The organism is Motilimonas sp. E26 (genome assembly GCF_021278025.1).
In the GTDB taxonomy this organism is placed as follows: Bacteria; Pseudomonadota; Gammaproteobacteria; order Enterobacterales; family CBDFNC01; genus Motilimonas.
This window is the reverse complement of the sequence record NZ_JAIBHJ010000026.1, coordinates 1-15,137: the sequence shown is the minus strand read 5'-3', so window position 1 is coordinate 15,137 and position 15,137 is coordinate 1. Positions and strand designations below refer to the sequence as shown.

The 15,137-nt window shown below is 41.8% G+C and carries 16 protein-coding genes and 1 other RNA gene; 8 read left to right on the top strand and 9 right to left on the bottom strand.

Annotated elements, in window-relative coordinates; all coding sequences use genetic code 11:
* Positions 1-153: 153 nt before the first annotated feature.
* The 3 genes from nadK to bamE all read left to right on the top strand — a co-directional run bounded on the left by nadK (position 154) and on the right by bamE (position 3,360).
* Positions 154-1,035: an NAD(+) kinase gene (gene nadK, locus K1M91_RS17345; RefSeq protein WP_232803523.1), complete on the top strand. Its 882-nt coding sequence runs from the start codon at positions 154-156 to the stop codon at positions 1,033-1,035.
* Between the two features lie 151 nt (positions 1,036-1,186).
* Positions 1,187-2,851, top strand: a complete 1,665-nt coding sequence (recN, locus tag K1M91_RS17340) for a DNA repair protein RecN (protein ID WP_232803522.1) — start codon at positions 1,187-1,189, stop codon at positions 2,849-2,851.
* Between the two features lie 146 nt (positions 2,852-2,997).
* A complete protein-coding gene (bamE, locus tag K1M91_RS17335) occupies positions 2,998-3,360 on the top strand; it encodes an outer membrane protein assembly factor BamE (RefSeq protein ID WP_232803521.1) in 363 nt (120 codons plus the stop codon).
* Between the two features lie 87 nt (positions 3,361-3,447).
* On the opposite strand, the gene K1M91_RS17330 is transcribed toward bamE, so the two are convergent.
* Positions 3,448-3,798, bottom strand: coding sequence for an RnfH family protein (locus K1M91_RS17330; RefSeq protein ID WP_232803520.1), 351 nt, complete (start codon positions 3,796-3,798; stop codon positions 3,448-3,450).
* Positions 3,791-4,225, bottom strand: a complete 435-nt coding sequence (locus K1M91_RS17325; protein WP_232803519.1) for an SRPBCC family protein — start codon at positions 4,223-4,225, stop codon at positions 3,791-3,793. Before K1M91_RS17325 ends, K1M91_RS17330 begins: the two co-directional genes overlap by 8 nt.
* Positions 4,226-4,454: 229 nt before the next feature.
* Here K1M91_RS17325 and smpB point away from each other — a divergent pair, with 229 nt between their 5' ends.
* The 4 genes from smpB to K1M91_RS17305 all read left to right on the top strand — a co-directional run bounded on the left by smpB (position 4,455) and on the right by K1M91_RS17305 (position 6,950).
* Complete coding sequence (gene smpB, locus K1M91_RS17320; RefSeq protein ID WP_232803518.1) at positions 4,455-4,940, top strand: SsrA-binding protein SmpB; 486 nt, start codon at positions 4,455-4,457, stop codon at positions 4,938-4,940.
* 46 nt (positions 4,941-4,986) lie between these two features.
* Positions 4,987-5,340, top strand: a transfer-messenger RNA (tmRNA) gene (gene ssrA, locus K1M91_RS17315).
* Between the two features lie 768 nt (positions 5,341-6,108).
* Positions 6,109-6,483 (top strand): hypothetical protein, encoded by a 375-nt coding sequence (locus K1M91_RS17310; RefSeq protein WP_232803517.1) that lies wholly within the window; start codon positions 6,109-6,111, stop codon positions 6,481-6,483.
* Complete coding sequence (locus K1M91_RS17305; protein ID WP_232803516.1) at positions 6,480-6,950, top strand: helix-turn-helix transcriptional regulator; 471 nt, start codon at positions 6,480-6,482, stop codon at positions 6,948-6,950. Before K1M91_RS17310 ends, K1M91_RS17305 begins: the two co-directional genes overlap by 4 nt.
* Positions 6,951-7,004: 54 nt before the next feature.
* On the opposite strand, the gene K1M91_RS17300 is transcribed toward K1M91_RS17305, so the two are convergent.
* The 5 genes from K1M91_RS17300 to K1M91_RS17280 all read right to left on the bottom strand — a co-directional run bounded on the left by K1M91_RS17300 (position 7,005) and on the right by K1M91_RS17280 (position 12,513).
* The gene (locus tag K1M91_RS17300) at positions 7,005-8,384 is read right to left on the bottom strand and encodes a Fic family protein (protein WP_232803515.1); all 1,380 of its coding nucleotides are present in this window, start codon (positions 8,382-8,384) and stop codon (positions 7,005-7,007) included.
* Positions 8,385-9,408: 1,024 nt separating this feature from the next.
* The gene (locus K1M91_RS17295) at positions 9,409-9,762 is read right to left on the bottom strand and encodes a hypothetical protein (RefSeq protein ID WP_232803514.1); all 354 of its coding nucleotides are present in this window, start codon (positions 9,760-9,762) and stop codon (positions 9,409-9,411) included.
* 88 nt (positions 9,763-9,850) lie between these two features.
* On the bottom strand, positions 9,851-10,177 hold the full coding sequence (locus tag K1M91_RS17290) for a hypothetical protein (protein WP_232803513.1): 327 nt from the start codon (positions 10,175-10,177) through the stop codon (positions 9,851-9,853).
* Between the two features lie 1,213 nt (positions 10,178-11,390).
* Positions 11,391-11,735, bottom strand: coding sequence for a hypothetical protein (locus K1M91_RS17285; protein ID WP_232803512.1), 345 nt, complete (start codon positions 11,733-11,735; stop codon positions 11,391-11,393).
* A 220-nt stretch (positions 11,736-11,955) separates the two neighbouring features.
* The gene (locus K1M91_RS17280; RefSeq protein ID WP_232803511.1) at positions 11,956-12,513 is read right to left on the bottom strand and encodes a hypothetical protein; all 558 of its coding nucleotides are present in this window, start codon (positions 12,511-12,513) and stop codon (positions 11,956-11,958) included.
* A 259-nt stretch (positions 12,514-12,772) separates the two neighbouring features.
* Between K1M91_RS17280 and K1M91_RS17275 the strand changes: the two genes are divergently transcribed.
* Positions 12,773-13,126, top strand: a complete 354-nt coding sequence (locus tag K1M91_RS17275) for a tyrosine-type recombinase/integrase (protein WP_232803510.1) — start codon at positions 12,773-12,775, stop codon at positions 13,124-13,126.
* A gap of 205 nt (positions 13,127-13,331) precedes the next feature.
* Here the strand turns inward: K1M91_RS17275 and K1M91_RS17270 are convergent, their stop codons facing one another.
* Together K1M91_RS17270 and K1M91_RS17265 are read right to left on the bottom strand one after the other, a co-directional pair.
* Positions 13,332-14,189, bottom strand: coding sequence for an SIR2 family protein (locus K1M91_RS17270; protein ID WP_232803509.1), 858 nt, complete (start codon positions 14,187-14,189; stop codon positions 13,332-13,334).
* A 1-nt stretch (position 14,190) separates the two neighbouring features.
* Complete coding sequence (locus tag K1M91_RS17265; protein WP_232803508.1) at positions 14,191-15,003, bottom strand: AAA family ATPase; 813 nt, start codon at positions 15,001-15,003, stop codon at positions 14,191-14,193.
* Between the last annotated feature and the right edge of the window lie 134 nt (positions 15,004-15,137).

Here is a 15,137-nt window from a genome sequence, read left to right as displayed (position 1 = left end):
ATATTAACTAAAACACATTGCCCCTTATTATGGGGATCACTCTAGCAGTTTCAACCTTGCTGAAAAGAAAACCCTTGCTAGATTAAGCAAGCCCTTTCATTATTGTTTAATTAGCACCACTTAACGTGCCCAACCCAATAGAAAGTTGACTAGATGACGGTAAAATTTAACTCCATCGGCTTAATTGGTAAACCTAATCATTTAGGTGCAAATCAAACCTTAAAAGCCCTGCACCATTATTTGAAGCAAAGAGGCTATCGGGTCATTATTGAAACCTTGGTAGCGGCTGAACTTGATATTGTAGATAGCGAAGCGATGGATGTTGACACCTTGGGGCTTCATGTCGATTTGGCGATAGTGGTTGGTGGCGACGGCAACATGCTTGGTGCGGCGCGAATTTTGTCACAACACGACGTGGCGGTGATCGGCGTTAACCGTGGCAACCTCGGTTTTTTAACGGATTTAGACCCTGATGAATTTGAAGAGCCACTCAATCAAGTATTACAGGGCAACTACCAAACCGAATACCGCTTTTTATTAGAAGCAGAAGTATTTCGCAAAGGAGTACCACAAAGCCGGCAAACAGCGGTGAATGAAGCCGTGTTGCACCCAGACAAAATCGCCCACATGATTGAATTTGAAGTGTACGTCAATGGCAGCTTTATGCTGCACCAACGTGCCGATGGCATGATAGTGTCAACGCCAACAGGCTCAACGGCCTATTCACTCTCAGGTGGCGGCCCAATTTTAACGCCAAATCTTGACGCCATCACCCTAGTGCCGATGTTTCCACACACCTTAAGCAGTCGCCCTATTGTGCTTGATGCAAACTCACATGTACGTTTAGTCGTCTCACCTCATAACCAAGCAGCCATGCAAGTTAGCTGCGATGGCCATGTTACGCTGCCTGTCGAGCCAGGTGATGAAGTGGTGATCAAAAAACATTCCCATAAATTAAAGCTGGTTCACCCCAGTAACTACAGCTACTTCAGTGTATTGCAACAAAAACTGGGCTGGGAAAAGAAACCCTTTTAATCAACAAGCGCAATGCGCCATGTGACCAATATTACAAATATGGTCACCCTGTTTATTTTTAGAGAATAAAATTCACTCAGACACTTTACTGTATAAAAAAACAGTCTATACTGCTTTTTTATACAGTGTTTGTATTGAATGGATTTTGTATATGTTAACTCAGCTAACCGTAACCAACTTTGCGATTGTAAAGTTTTTAGAATTAGAGCTTTCTGGTGGCATGACCAGCATTACTGGCGAAACAGGTGCCGGTAAATCCATCGCCATTGATGCCTTAGGCCTTTGCTTAGGCGACCGCGCCGATGCCCACATGGTGCGCCCCGGCGCAAAAAAAGCTGAGATCATTGCACGATTTTCCTTACAGCACATCCCAGCCGCACAACGTTGGCTGCAAGACAACGAGCTAGAAAACGAAAACGACTGTATTTTACGCCGCACAGTGACCCATGAGGGCCGATCGCGTGGCTATATCAATGGCATTCCCGTTCCGCTTTCCCAGCTTAAAAACCTAGGCCAATTGTTAGTACACATTCACGGCCAACATGCACATCAAACCTTGCTTCGTCCAGATGTGCAAATGCAATTACTGGACGGTTATGCCGGCCATAAGGCTCTATTACGCAAAGTTAAAGACAACTATCAAGGTTGGCAGTTTCTGAATAAAGAGCTGCGCCATCTACAGCAACAACAAGCTGAAAACGAAGCCCGTAAACAACTATTAGAGTATCAAGTACAAGAGCTTGACGAGTTTGCACTGCAACCTAATGAATTTGAAGAAATTGAGCAAGAACACAAAAAGTTAGCAAATAGCGGAACCCTAATGGAACAATGCCAAGCAGGGCTAGACATCCTTTATGAAAACGATGAAGTGAACGCACTCAGCTTACTGCAAATGTCGGCAAACCGCGTAGAAAGCCAAGCAGATAATGATCCTGCTTTATCTGAAATCACCAGCATACTACAAGAAGCCATCATTCAAGTTGAAGAAGCCAGCTCGCAACTCAGAAATTATTGTGAAAGCTTAGAAATGGATCCTGAGCAATTTAACTACCTAGACAACCGCTTAAGCCAGGCTATGCAGCTTGCCCGCAAGCATCAAGTACCACCAGAAGAGCTATGTAAAAAGCATCAAGAGTTAGCAAAAGAACTCGACGGTATCTCAAACTCAGAAGAGCGAGCGGCCCAGCTAGAAAAAGAACTGGCGAATGTACGTGCCAGCTACCTAGAAGAGGCCAAAAAGCTGAGCCAAAGTCGCCAACGCTATGCCGAAGAACTTAGCCAAAAAATCAGTGAAAGCATGCACCAATTAAGCATGCCGTCAGGGCAATTTTTAATTGATGTGCTCGCCGATGAAAATGCAGAAATAACATCAATGGGCATAGATACCGTAAACTACAGCGTCACCACAAACCCCGGCCAACCCTTGCAGAGCATAGGTAAAGTTGCCTCGGGAGGCGAATTATCACGCATCAGCTTAGCGCTACAAGTGATCACTTCGCAAAAAGCCTCAACTCCAACCATGATTTTTGATGAAGTTGACGTCGGCATCAGTGGCGCAACCGCCTCAGTGGTTGGCAAGCTATTGCGAAAACTAGGTGAAACCACTCAGGTATTTTGTGTCACTCATCTACCGCAAGTCGCAGGCCACGGCCATCAACAAATGTTTGTCAGCAAAGAAACCGATGGCACCAGCACACAAACATCAATGCATGCACTCAAACCTGAGCAAAGACTAGAAGAGCTAGCAAGGCTATTAGGTGGCGACGCCATTACCGAAAAAACCCTAGCCAACGCACAAGAGTTATTAATTCAGTAGCCCACATATAAGCCTAAACCAAGAAATAAGCGCGATAAATTCAATAAATTTGCGCTAGATAATGAAAATAATCACGGCAAGTTTTTACTTCCAGCACCAGACTGGGTATGATTTGCCGCTGATATTCACCTTAATGAAACGGATCTATGCGACTAAAAAGCCTTATCGCTGCTGCAGCATTCTCACTTTCTCTTAGCGGCTGCTCTGCTATCTATGACAAGATCGTATTCCAAATTGACGTTGCTCAAGGCAATTTCGTTGAGGCGGAGCAAATCGATAAACTCAGTCTAGGCATGACTAAAGAGCAAGTTAGCTATGTTATGGGCTCTCCGATGCTGATCGACACATTTGATAGTAATAAATGGTACTACCTATATTACTTCAAGCCCGGCGGTGAAAAATTAGAACAATCGCAAATGGAGCTAGTGTTTGGCAACGAAAAGCTTATTCGTGTTTCAGGCGACCCAGCAATCACTGAAAAATTTAGCGACCAAAGCTTAACAAATTAAAAAACCTAGTTAAGTACACAGCTGAGTAACATTCAGTATTAAAAAAGCGAGCCTAGCTCGCTTTTTTAATAAGTAAAATGACTTAACTTATTTTTCTGTATTACCACGCGGAGTCACTCGTCCACCAGTGGTTTTATCAGCCCGGCCTTCTTCCTTCGCGCGCTGCGCGCGTAACTTACGCATTTCTTTAGGATCAGCAATTAAAGGACGGTATATCTCAATTCGGTCAAGGTTTTGAACTTCATCCGTGAGCTTAGCCGGACGACTAAAAATCCCTACCTTGGCCTTATCAACATCGATCTCAGGGAAGACATGGTGGATATGAGAGCGCAAAATACACTCTTTAATGGTCAGCCCTTTTTCAACATTCAAAGCAATAATTTTTTGTTTTTCGGGCGTTGCATAAGCGACTTCAACCTTAATTGTCAGTTCAGACACGATATACCTCTTTGGCTCGCTCAGTGAAGGCTTTAATCATAGCGTGGCATAAATCGTGGAATACTCGGCCAAATGCCACTTCAACCAATTTACTACTGAATTCAAATTCTAAATCCAGCGCCACTTTACAAGCCTTATCGTCAAGGGGAGTAAAGGTCCAGCCACCGCGAAGATGCTTAAATGGGCCATCAACCAACTGCATAATAATGCGCTCGCTAGGCACCAAAATATTCTCGGTAGTGAATGTTTTTTTAATGCCAGCCTTAGCAACATTAACTGATGCGCGCATCAAATTATCGGAGTGTGCCAACACTGCACTGCCTGAACAGCCCGGAAGAAACTCGGGATACGCATTAACATCATTAACTAAATCAAACATTTCAGTGGCACTAAACATCACCAGTGCCGATTTTGAAATCTGTGCCATTTCCACTGCTCTCAACACAAAAAAACTATTTTACCCGACAATAAAACAAAATCGGCGATTTTTTCCATCAAATACAAAATAGCATTCAACAAAAACGCAAAATAATGCTCTTTACTATCTTAACATCAAATAAATACCCCAATATGACACCATAACACTCCTTTATTTCACCTTTTTCATTTATGCTACTGCTTTCTCATACCAGCCGAATAGAATATAATACGCAGCTATGGCTAAAAAGAACTCAAAAACAAAATCCGGCTCAAATACCATCGCCCTTAACAAAAAGGCGCGTCATGAATTTCATTTAGAAAGTAAAATGGAAGCCGGTCTTGAACTGCAAGGTTGGGAAGTAAAATCTCTACGCGCAGGTAAAGCAAACATCGCTGATAGCTACGTCTTCTTAAAAAATGGCGAAGCTTTTTTGTTAGCAGCGACCATCGTTCCTCTTGATAAAGCTTCTACTCATGTGGTTTGTGAACCCATGCGCAGCCGTCGTTTATTACTTAAGCGCAAAGAGCTAGAAACCCTCATTGGTAAAGTTGAAAGACAAGGTTACACCCTTGTTGCAACCGCAATGTACTGGAAGCAAAACTGGGTCAAGCTTGAAATATCCTTGGCTAAAGGTAAAAAAGACCACGACAAGCGTGCCGACATTAAAGATCGCGAGTGGCAAGTACAAAAAGAACGCACAATGAAACATAAAGTAAGATAGTGCTTTCTAGATGTGACAGTTTCTTGTAAACTGCCTGTAACAACTTGGGGCTGATTTAGGATTCGACGAGATTCACGAAACCCAAGGTGCATGCCGAGGTGCGGCTGGCCTCGTAAAAAAGCCGCAAAAGTTATAGTTGCAAACGACGATAACTACGCTCTAGCAGCTTAGGCTAGCTAGCCTTCCTCCCAGGTCTCTTCTATGGGCAGGGTTCAGGAAGGTCATCTACATAGAATAGCGAGGGAAGCTTGTCTGAGGCTGAACCGCGAAATAGTATCAGGCTCGCCATTTCAAATCCTGTTAGTCGGAGTTGCGGTGGTTAACTAAAAGACTAACTAAGCATGTAGTACCGAGGATGTAGGTTTTTCGGACGCGGGTTCAACTCCCGCCAGCTCCACCAATCTATAGAAAAGGCGATAACTCATTGAGTTAACGCCTTTTTTTTATCTGTAATTTTGTGTGTAAGCTGTTGGTACTAAAAGTAGGTACTAAACATGCGTGACTTAACCCTCGCAAAATCAGGTAGTTGGCAGTTCAGATATCAAGTGCCTACAGGCCGATCTCTTTGAATATCTCACCCAAATTTTTTACTAATGCATTAGCGGCTGATTGCACTTTTCGCTCAGGGATACCCGTGGCAGCGACAATGGCTTGAGTGTTTGCAGATTCTAATCGCGTTATTGCGGCTAGAACTAATCATTCATATTGCTTGGTTTCCTCGCACATTTATGCGGATTTAGGTTTGTTTTACTACTCGAGGGGAAATATGACCACCTTGCAAGACAGGAAACATGAAGACTGTTCACACCGCCAATGTCAATCACCCAGCGCTTATTTCGCTTCAACCACACAAGCAGAAAGCAACTCTTTCATTGGCATACAGTTACAATGATAATCCTGAATATTTGCGGTCCCATAGACGAGGCGCTATCACCAAAGGCGCGGGTGAAAATATAGAGGAGCAGCTCGCTGCGCGAATATCACGATTGATGACTTATCCTAAGCCCATTCCCTGAGCAAGCTCTGGTCTACAGGCTTCCTTATCTATTAATGCGTAATATTTTATACATTAATTGATCAAATTAAGCCTAATGAGTACCATACTACTCATTAATAGACTGGAGTTCTCGGTGGAAGAATTAACCATACAAGCTTTTATCAAAGGTGAATGGCTAGATATTGCTGTCATTTCATTTCCTATGGTAGAAACACCTCATTCTTAAAAGGTGATGGTTATATTAAGTTAGCCCCTATCTACGATTTTGCCCCAATGAAAGCCGATCCCGAAGGCATCCCAAGAACGACAAAATGGAAAGCACCACTAGAAATTGGTGGCACTTACAATTTTATCGGTATTGCAGAATCACTGTCTGATCTTGTGCCGAGTGAGTTTTTACTTAGCGAGCTTAAAAATACCACACAAAAATGCCTTGAGCTTAAACAAAGACTGATAGCTCGTGGGGTTCCAGAGCAGATCATAGAAATGCCCGCGATTGGATTTAATCACATCCCTGAAAAATTGAAAAAGTGGGGGCTGTTATGAGCAATCATACCAATTCATCCAAAGAGTCTGTAAATGACGTCGTCAATCACCTTCGACAAAATCGCAAACAAAACACAAGCGTCCAACAGATAAAAAGTGATGACAAGGTCAAAGCTGATGCTGTTAACACTGGATCACGAACGTCTCAAAGAGCATCAAAAAAGACCCTACCGACAAAAGCAGCCGAACGCAGCAAGATAGTCAATCAAATAGTTAAACAACTGTTATTCGGCGAACTAACTCAAGGCCAGGCACTAAAAGAGCTTCGAATCAATGTGCTAGGTTTAAAGCAAGATGTTTACGCCAAGCTCGTCGATGTGTCCCGAAAAACACTCTCGGATATAGAGAATGATCGTGGTAATTACAAAACAGACATATTGAATAAAGTCTTCAAACCTTTTGGTCTAAAAGTGGGTCTAATACCGTCCTCATCGAATATGCTTAACTCATTGCTCGACAACAACTAATCACCTTGAGCTTATTAACCACGATACTGTAGCCATATACAGATATTGCCACTCTTACTGCAAAAAATATTCGGTGGATTTACCTATCTTCTCAGCAGAGAGAATGCCTGATGTGACCATACCATCCAATTTTTGCTTGGCGTTATTGTAGCTAATGCCCAGCAAACTCTCGACTTCCCGTGCCGTTACCGTTGGTTTTTTACGGTAACGAGGCTCACCTGAAACAAACCCAACGATCTTTCTCTCAATATCTTCTAGACCAGAATACAGCTCTTCTAACTCCTGCATCCGGTTTGCCTCGCGTTGATAAACCGAAACAAATTCATCAATGGCACGGCTGATCACCTTTAGCTGAAATTTAATAAAATACGTGAGATCTAAATTATCGTGTTCCGTATCTAAATAGCTTACACCATATTGAATTGGTGCTTTTTTGAGTAGTGCTGATATCGCAATATAACGAAAGCCACTATAGCCTGATTTAAACATATACCAGTAAAACAAAGCTCTAGCGACTCTTCCATTACCATCTCGAAACGGATGCACATAACCGATAACAAAATGAAGTGTGATAGCTTGAATAACCGGATGAACACCGCTGTCATTGGAATTAAGCCACTTCACAACGCGAGTAAGCAACCTCTCAATACTGTCGTGTTTGGGTGGTTGATGAACAATCTCACCTTCTGCATCGACAACCGCAACATCATCCATTGTCCTAAATGCGCCAGATGTGTATTTTTCTTGCTCTAATGTTTTCGTTCCGGTGCTATGTAAATTTCTGATGAGCTCAATGCTAAACGGCTCATCCTTAAGCTCCCAGGCTTTTTTCATTAGGTCAAAGTTTCCAACAATCATCCGTTCATCGTCAGTACGAGGCTTTCTTTTTTTTCGGATCATCTCTTTAGCGAGTATGGTTGTCGTAGCAGCTCCTTCTAATTGACTACTCGAAATCGCCTCATCATCCACTAGATTATTCGCTAAGTGCTCAAAATGCGCCCGCTCACCAATTTGCTCTAAAATACCCAGCATGGCACCGTGCGTGGTGTAGCGATCTATCTGAGACAAGACACGACTAAACTCATGCAAGTTATTGAATCGGCAACATAGTGTATATTCGGGGGTGTTCAACAAAGCTTGGGTCACTTGCTCAGGCAAGTCTGGAGGCAATGGTTTATCTTCTAAGGGCGTGAGGTCGATTAAAGTGTTATCTCGAGCCAGACGAGTTAGCCACCAACAATATTTGACTTCTAAATCTGGCTTAACTCTACGCCTAAACTCGTTGAAGGAGTGGTACTGGTCAGTAAATCGGACGGCATAATTAGCATAGTTATAAGGATCAAGCCCCTGATTGCTAATCTCAAACAAAACATCACCAATTGTGCCAAATGGGCACGCTGGTGGAGATAAATACTTACCCGACATCACTTTCATCTCAAAACAAACGAATTATGAGATAAGATTAATCAATATTGTGTATTTTGGCTAGCCTTTTAGCCGTATCGATTCAACAACTGCAAGATGCCCCTACTAAAACTAACAATAGGCAAGCTTTCTTTCAGATGCCTCTTATGAACGAGGATTAAACTCGCGCTAAAACGTAACCAGATCAACTCCCTAAGCTATCGCACTATTGCCTTTATATCGCTCAGGTCCCACAAGCGCGGGTGAAAATGTAAGAGCGCAGCTCGCTGCGCGAATATCACGATCAGTGATTTATCCTAAGTCCCTTCTCTGGGCAAGCTTAGGCCCCACAGGCACGGCACAAGAACAAAAGGCCCCCAAAACATCATCCGGTATTCGCAACATTGAGTTATTGCCAGAGGCCATTGCAGCACTAACAAGTCAACAGGCCTGGCCGATGATTTCAGATACTTTGGAGCCAATATTGTCAGTGCCATTTTGCAAGCGCACCAATCGGTTATCCAAGACACTCAAAGTTTTACTCATCAGTAGTTCCTACTCTATAACGCCTCAAACATCAGATGCCAAAACTTTTGCTGCTCTAAACTCATTGCAATCAGCCAAACAAAAACTCTTTTTTGTCTTAGGCATCATTTTGAGTCTGAAGCTAATACAATAGATATCCAGCAACAAGCACAGCAATAACGATGATAAACAGCGCTATTTTTTTGAATGGGATTGATAAAGCAGTATCATATTTTTTGCATTCCCTCGGGGGGAAACACCTTGCTATCTACTTATCGACAGCTTCATCAGGGGAGTAATATAATCATCAAAAATCGCTTTCTGTTTTGCGAAAGCTTACGTTTTCAGTTCATCTGAAACCCCATTCGGCAAGTTTTCAAATATCTCGTCAGCTTTTTTTATAGTAGGATTTTGCTAATTCTATTTCTTCAGATGTCAGGTTTTTATAGCATCTTTTTTCAGTGTCCATCCCCTGAAACATTCCTGTGTTTAATTTAATTAAGGCAGAATGCAGGCCTGCGCTTCCATTTTATTTAATACCAACACATTCCGTGTATCTTTTTGCTATTTTGGTTACAGCATCCTTAGATACTACACGCTGCTCTAAGTCTACAAAAATTTTATCTTCGCACATCGATTTAAATGTATTGTAAGTATTCAAACACTTTTCAACAGAGCTCCCCCCAGTTTTCTGGAAGTTTTCATCATTACAGAAAAATGTGGCAAGCATATTCGAACCCAATTTCACTTCTGACATTGTTACTGGTTCTACTTCTGCTTTTTTCAATAAGTCTTGATAGTTATTTATTTTAAATTCTTCTTTGTTACCCATGTAAAAATATGCGCCTCCAGCGAGCAAGGCTATTAATACTAAAAATTTCATTCTAAGTTCTTCCTGCAATTAACAGTGCCATAAGAGTTTATTTACAACTTATATCACGACTGACACTAAACCATTTTTAATTAAACATTTAGGCTACAGATGACATCATGAGTAAACCAAAATCAGTCAAAGCTTGAGCGACCCCAATTTGAATGACAAAAACGCCTAATGTAAAAGCTAGCCCACCACCAAACGAGAATAGGAATATTTTACTATACACAAGTGACACCAATATATAGGCAATAACAAGGCCTAAAAAACCACCTATCAAACTAACACTAGCAAAGGATAAAATCGTTCCAACAATTACAGCTAATATACAAAACTTAAAACCTTTGTTCTCTGCACCAAATAACTCCGCACCAATCTTTACCGGCACAACAGTTACAAGCATTAAAATTAACCATCCAATCATATTTCACCATCCTATTTTAAATTCGAGTTAAAGCGAGGCGTAAACCCCCCTTAGTTTGCCCCTCTAACACTTGATTGCTAATGACAGCCAAGCGTTTTGCTTAAAGGCTGACTTTCGCCCGTAAGCACCAAACACCGAACCAAGCGCAGGGGGTTAATTTACTGGGAAAATTTTACGCAGTAGGATAATCAGTGTTGATTTTTTTCATTATATATCAAAGTGTTATGAATTAAATAGATTGAAGCGATAATTATTTAAATCACCAACCGTGAAATACTGGCAAAAATGGAAGAATGCACCGTTGTAATTGTGTAAAAAAGGTCTCGAAACGCCTCTTTTCGTAACGCTTGAGTACAGCATCACAGACTCACTTTCGTGCGTATAGCACCACTCAACCAGCTTCTTATAGATAGGTACCCAAGTGCGATAGACGGTGGTTTGTGACTGCTTATTCGATCAGCCTGAGAGATCAAAAGCTCTGTAATATATTGAGTAGGCGATTTTCCTTGGCGCAACAAAGACTACTCGTATGAGGCTAGGTACCAGAGCCACAATTACTGCAAGTCGATTTGGGAAGCCGCCATTGTGCAGGGTTTATAGCTTTGTAAATTATGGGCGAATGGCATGCCTTGCACCTTAAAGTCACGACATACAGGCCAAAATAAGCTCCATATACGATGGCTATCCAATAGCTTGGAGAGATTTCTTGAAGCCCATCACTAAAGTTTGCGCCACTATCGGCAGCAATATGAACTATCACTACTACAAGCAATATTGCTAATCGAACATAAAACCCTAGCTCTGTTTTAGTCATCATTTCCCCCTAAAGCTAATAAAGTAAAAAGCCGCTGACGAGTACGGCAATTAACTAGCGACCATTACTACCTTTGTACCCGCGATAATAGTCATGCAAACAGCGTGAAGGCTTGCCGAATATCCAGCACAAATTAATAAGATTAAGCAGCCCCCGACCTAGAAAACCTTGAGGCTTGCTCTGCCATAGCGACTTTCATTACCTTTTCCATGCTTTCTGCTTGTTCGGGCTAGGCCCGTTGAATACGGATGCACTTAATATTAATGATGCTCACTAATTTAAGGCCAAATTTTATTTTCTTCTTTCAGTTAACGCCTTTAACAGCAATCGTTTAACAAAACATGCTGATAAAGGCGAACTTGAATCAGCCAGCACACTCAATGACCTGCGCAAGTACGGCTAATACTTCCAGTTGTTTGCATTGGTCTCGGGAGCCCGGCACATGGAGGCTCCCATCTCAGATCTCACACCCGAAAAACACTCAAAAATATCCTGATTCATCGCCCACTTCTCTTTACATTGCGCGACAAAATTATCTTCTAGGGTGCCGTCCTTGTAATCCTTATACATGGCAATAACCGAAGGATTCTTTTCAGGGGTTGAATAGTCCAATACCGAAGTATTCCAATCATCAATCACCTTATTCAATCTAGCGCCAGCTTCCGCACATGTTTCATCAACATTGGCATTCGCTAGGCTTGAAACCAACAGCCCCAAAGATAAAACTAACGTTTTTTTAAACATTTTATTTCCTATTTTGAATGTAACATTTGGTTATGACGCATTACGCGTCTTACTAACGAGTGACTAAAAGCAACTCAAAAACATTGCTAATGTGCTACTTTGGTCCATCACACTCGCATAGACTATTTAGCCCCGCAAACAAAGCCATCATCGCGTTTATATTACGCAACCACCGTAGGAACCATGGTTTTAGGCGGTGTAGCTGCCAATTTGCTTACCATTATTGGTTTGCTTTTGCATGACGATACAGACGAATAATCACAGGATCTTGTGCATCCATGAACATCAAAGCTCTGCCGTATAAAGCTTGCATGCCAAAGTCATCGAAAATGTTATTCCCCAATGGCGTGATTAAAACTTCATCCGTCACGAGCCCATTCAGGTGTAACTGTCGAATTTCATCCATGTGCTTTGCTGTGAAACCTGTCAACACAACATTGACCGCGGGATGATTATATTGCACCACAATATTCCCATCTTTCATCGCAATCGGCTTCATATCAGGATGATAATTGTAAATATCCGACAACACCTTTAATGCATAATCATAAGCAGCTGTATCAGATAACCTATCAGGCAGCAGCACCAGCGTACCATTGCTAAATTGCACCATATCCTTTTGATCATTGGTATAAAACACCAGTTGCTCTAATATCACTGCAGCCTCAGCAGTAAAATTTGGTCTCCAGTCTGGTACAGGCGGGAAAACTTTATTTGAAGCATGCAATGGAAACACACCTATAAAAAGGGCAAAAAATACAATGAAGCGATCAAACATATATTCGTAACCTAATGTTTACGTCGCCGAAGCAACTGACGAAGTGCGATATGCAATCCGGCCACAAGCCAGAGCCAATCGCCACACAAAACCAAACTAGCAGTGTGAAGCTCTCCTTCAAATAACCATCAGAAACGAGCCTCACAATGGTCAAACATGAAGAAGTATTTACCGCACTATACATCAAACTTTTATAAAAAAGAGTAAGCGAAGTTACACTTTTAAAAATTGAGCTACGGCTAAGAATGGAAGGATTATCTTGCCAGAGGCCATTGCAGCACTAACCAGCCAACAGGCCATCACCGAAGCCAAAAGCGAGTTCGTGTTTGAAGAGCCCAAGCAAGGCAAACCACTAACGAGTGCAGAACAAATCAGAAAGAACATTTGGGTGCAGGTACTCGAGCGTTCAAACGTGCGCTATCGCCCCCCTTACCAAGCAAGGCACACCTTCGCCACTATGTTGATCAGCCGAGGCGCTAACCTATGGTGGGTTGCTGACCAAATGGGCCACAACGGACCTGAAATGCTGTTTCGCCATTATGGCAACTACATTAAAGAGCATGACAAAAAGAGCGGGCGCGGGTTCAGCTCCCAAATAGACATCGGGACTTGAGCTAATTTATTCTCACTTAATTTTTTAATATAAGACATTGATACGGATACAGAAATGACTTCAGCAATTAATAACATAATATGCCAAACACCTTTCCACTTTAATTCAAGTGAACTTGATTATAGTTTACATGTAACGCCACGCTCTGAGCTGAGCCAAACCAAACCGAAGCGAAGGTTTGTCCCTAGCATCGCTTCGTTAGCCATTACGCTGGGTTCGTCTCTCTTCTCGTATTTACTAACTGAACAAGCTCTTCAAGTATTTCATTTGCCCTAGCAAAATCACCAGATGGAAACTCGATAAAATAGATGTTGTAAGCTTCCTTATATGCTTTTTTTATCGATTCTTCCATTCCTTCCTCCACTAACGCATAGTGAGGATGAGAAGCTTTGTAAGTAATATTCGAATTTTCTAACATCAACTGTATATCAGGGTCTGATAAGCTATAACCTAGGAACAATAACGTGTTTGTCAAAAATAAAGCATCAAGAACCTTGTAAAAATTAGGGTAGTTTTGCCGTTCTTGAAAATACTGCGATCGAGTAAGAACTATTTTTGAAGGGTCGGTAATACATCCATGCGCTTTAATGATTTGCCTAACAGGGGATCTCAAATCTGAGACCAAGTGGGACTCATAGTATTTACAGACATTATATAAACCCTGCTCCTTACCACTCTTACAATAATTGTCATATATGTCATCATAATTAGTTGTGACTACAATTTTAGGATCTAGGTTTAAGACATATTCGTGAATATCTGAAGCTTGGTATCTAGGCTCAGCCATAACCTCTCTGATGTATGACGCAAAGTCTGCAGAATTTATACTCCCGAATAAGACTTCAGCAGCGTCCAAGTATTTCTCTTTTGCAATTAAACTATCTGCAATAGGTTTTGAAGCCTCATTGCTAGCAATAGATTTTATTCCATCAAGAAGCTCCTTCCACGTTGGTGGGCTTTTAGGTGGTGTATCCTGATTACTACTACCGGCAGAAGCTCCCGCGCCCAAAAAAACGATACATCGGCGTGAAGCCAGTTCTTCAATTAAAGCTTTTGGCCACATATCATTCACCTTGCTCTAAATTGCTTAATAGTCGGTCACAAATCAAGCCTAGAATCTCTTCATACTGATCTCTCTGCTTTCCTTGCGACCCAACTAGCCCATCCTTCGATTGAAGATCAAACAGAGGACAAGAAACCGATTGAGCTAGAGGTATCAGGCTATAAAGGTGTGGTACGTCACCAAGGGGTAAATTATTAGTATCCATATTCTGTGACAGATAGTTTTTTAGAGACCTCTCAATCTCTATAGGAACATTATCAATTATTTTTTCGTAAGCCTTCGTTGGCCTTCTAACCCCACCTTTAGACTTAGTGATATATTGCTGCATGGTATAGCCAACATACCCACTAGTAATTGAAAGCTCGGAAGAAATGCCAAAAGTCCCAAGCCTTTTAGGTGTGTTTTTCTCACACAGCTGCAAACCATTTTCATATCTTTCTACCCATGATGCTAACCAAGCAGAAATATTTCTTATTCCTAGAATACTGAATATGTCAGTACCCATAGGAGTCATAAACTTGTCACATCCTATTAATACACTCCGATTTATTGAACCTAGACTTGGGCCAAGATCATAAAGCACAAAATCGTATCTATCCTTTATTTTATCTCGTAAAAACGTGTTCCAATTGGTTTTCCTAATACCACCCAAATCCCCACCTTGAAGGTCGTGCCATGCGGCTCCTAGGCGATCCTCAATTATTGAGAATGATGGGTGACCAGGAATCAGGTCGACGCCAAATCTATTTTTAGAGCTTTTTATGGGGATAATTTCTTGCGAAATTGTTGAGTCCCCATCTTCAATGGGCTGCAATATTCCACTTATGGTTGATACTTTTTGATCATGGTCATCTGAGAAATAAAGGCCAGTTGTTCTGGTCTAATCCCATCGGACACTTAATTTTGAGACAATAACGTCAATAGATTAAGGAAATGATATGAGCCTGA

What these genes read in the sequence shown, in the direction of transcription:
- nadK (WP_232803523.1), top strand. Translation starts at nt 154, where the DNA reads ATGACGGTAAAATTTAACTCCATCGGCTTAATTGGTAAACCTAATCAT.
- recN (WP_232803522.1), top strand. Translation starts at nt 1,187, where the DNA reads ATGTTAACTCAGCTAACCGTAACCAACTTTGCGATTGTAAAGTTTTTA.
- bamE (WP_232803521.1), top strand. Translation starts at nt 2,998, where the DNA reads ATGCGACTAAAAAGCCTTATCGCTGCTGCAGCATTCTCACTTTCTCTT.
- K1M91_RS17325 (WP_232803519.1), bottom strand. Translation starts at nt 4,225, where the DNA reads ATGGCACAGATTTCAAAATCGGCACTGGTGATGTTTAGTGCCACTGAA.
- smpB (WP_232803518.1), top strand. Translation starts at nt 4,455, where the DNA reads ATGGCTAAAAAGAACTCAAAAACAAAATCCGGCTCAAATACCATCGCC.
- K1M91_RS17310 (WP_232803517.1), top strand. Translation starts at nt 6,109, where the DNA reads ATGGCTAGATATTGCTGTCATTTCATTTCCTATGGTAGAAACACCTCA.
- K1M91_RS17305 (WP_232803516.1), top strand. Translation starts at nt 6,480, where the DNA reads ATGAGCAATCATACCAATTCATCCAAAGAGTCTGTAAATGACGTCGTC.
- K1M91_RS17300 (WP_232803515.1), bottom strand. Translation starts at nt 8,384, where the DNA reads ATGAAAGTGATGTCGGGTAAGTATTTATCTCCACCAGCGTGCCCATTT.
- K1M91_RS17295 (WP_232803514.1), bottom strand. Translation starts at nt 9,762, where the DNA reads ATGAAATTTTTAGTATTAATAGCCTTGCTCGCTGGAGGCGCATATTTT.
- K1M91_RS17290 (WP_232803513.1), bottom strand. Translation starts at nt 10,177, where the DNA reads ATGATTGGATGGTTAATTTTAATGCTTGTAACTGTTGTGCCGGTAAAG.
- K1M91_RS17285 (WP_232803512.1), bottom strand. Translation starts at nt 11,735, where the DNA reads ATGTTTAAAAAAACGTTAGTTTTATCTTTGGGGCTGTTGGTTTCAAGC.
- K1M91_RS17280 (WP_232803511.1), bottom strand. Translation starts at nt 12,513, where the DNA reads ATGTTTGATCGCTTCATTGTATTTTTTGCCCTTTTTATAGGTGTGTTT.
- K1M91_RS17270 (WP_232803509.1), bottom strand. Translation starts at nt 14,189, where the DNA reads ATGTGGCCAAAAGCTTTAATTGAAGAACTGGCTTCACGCCGATGTATC.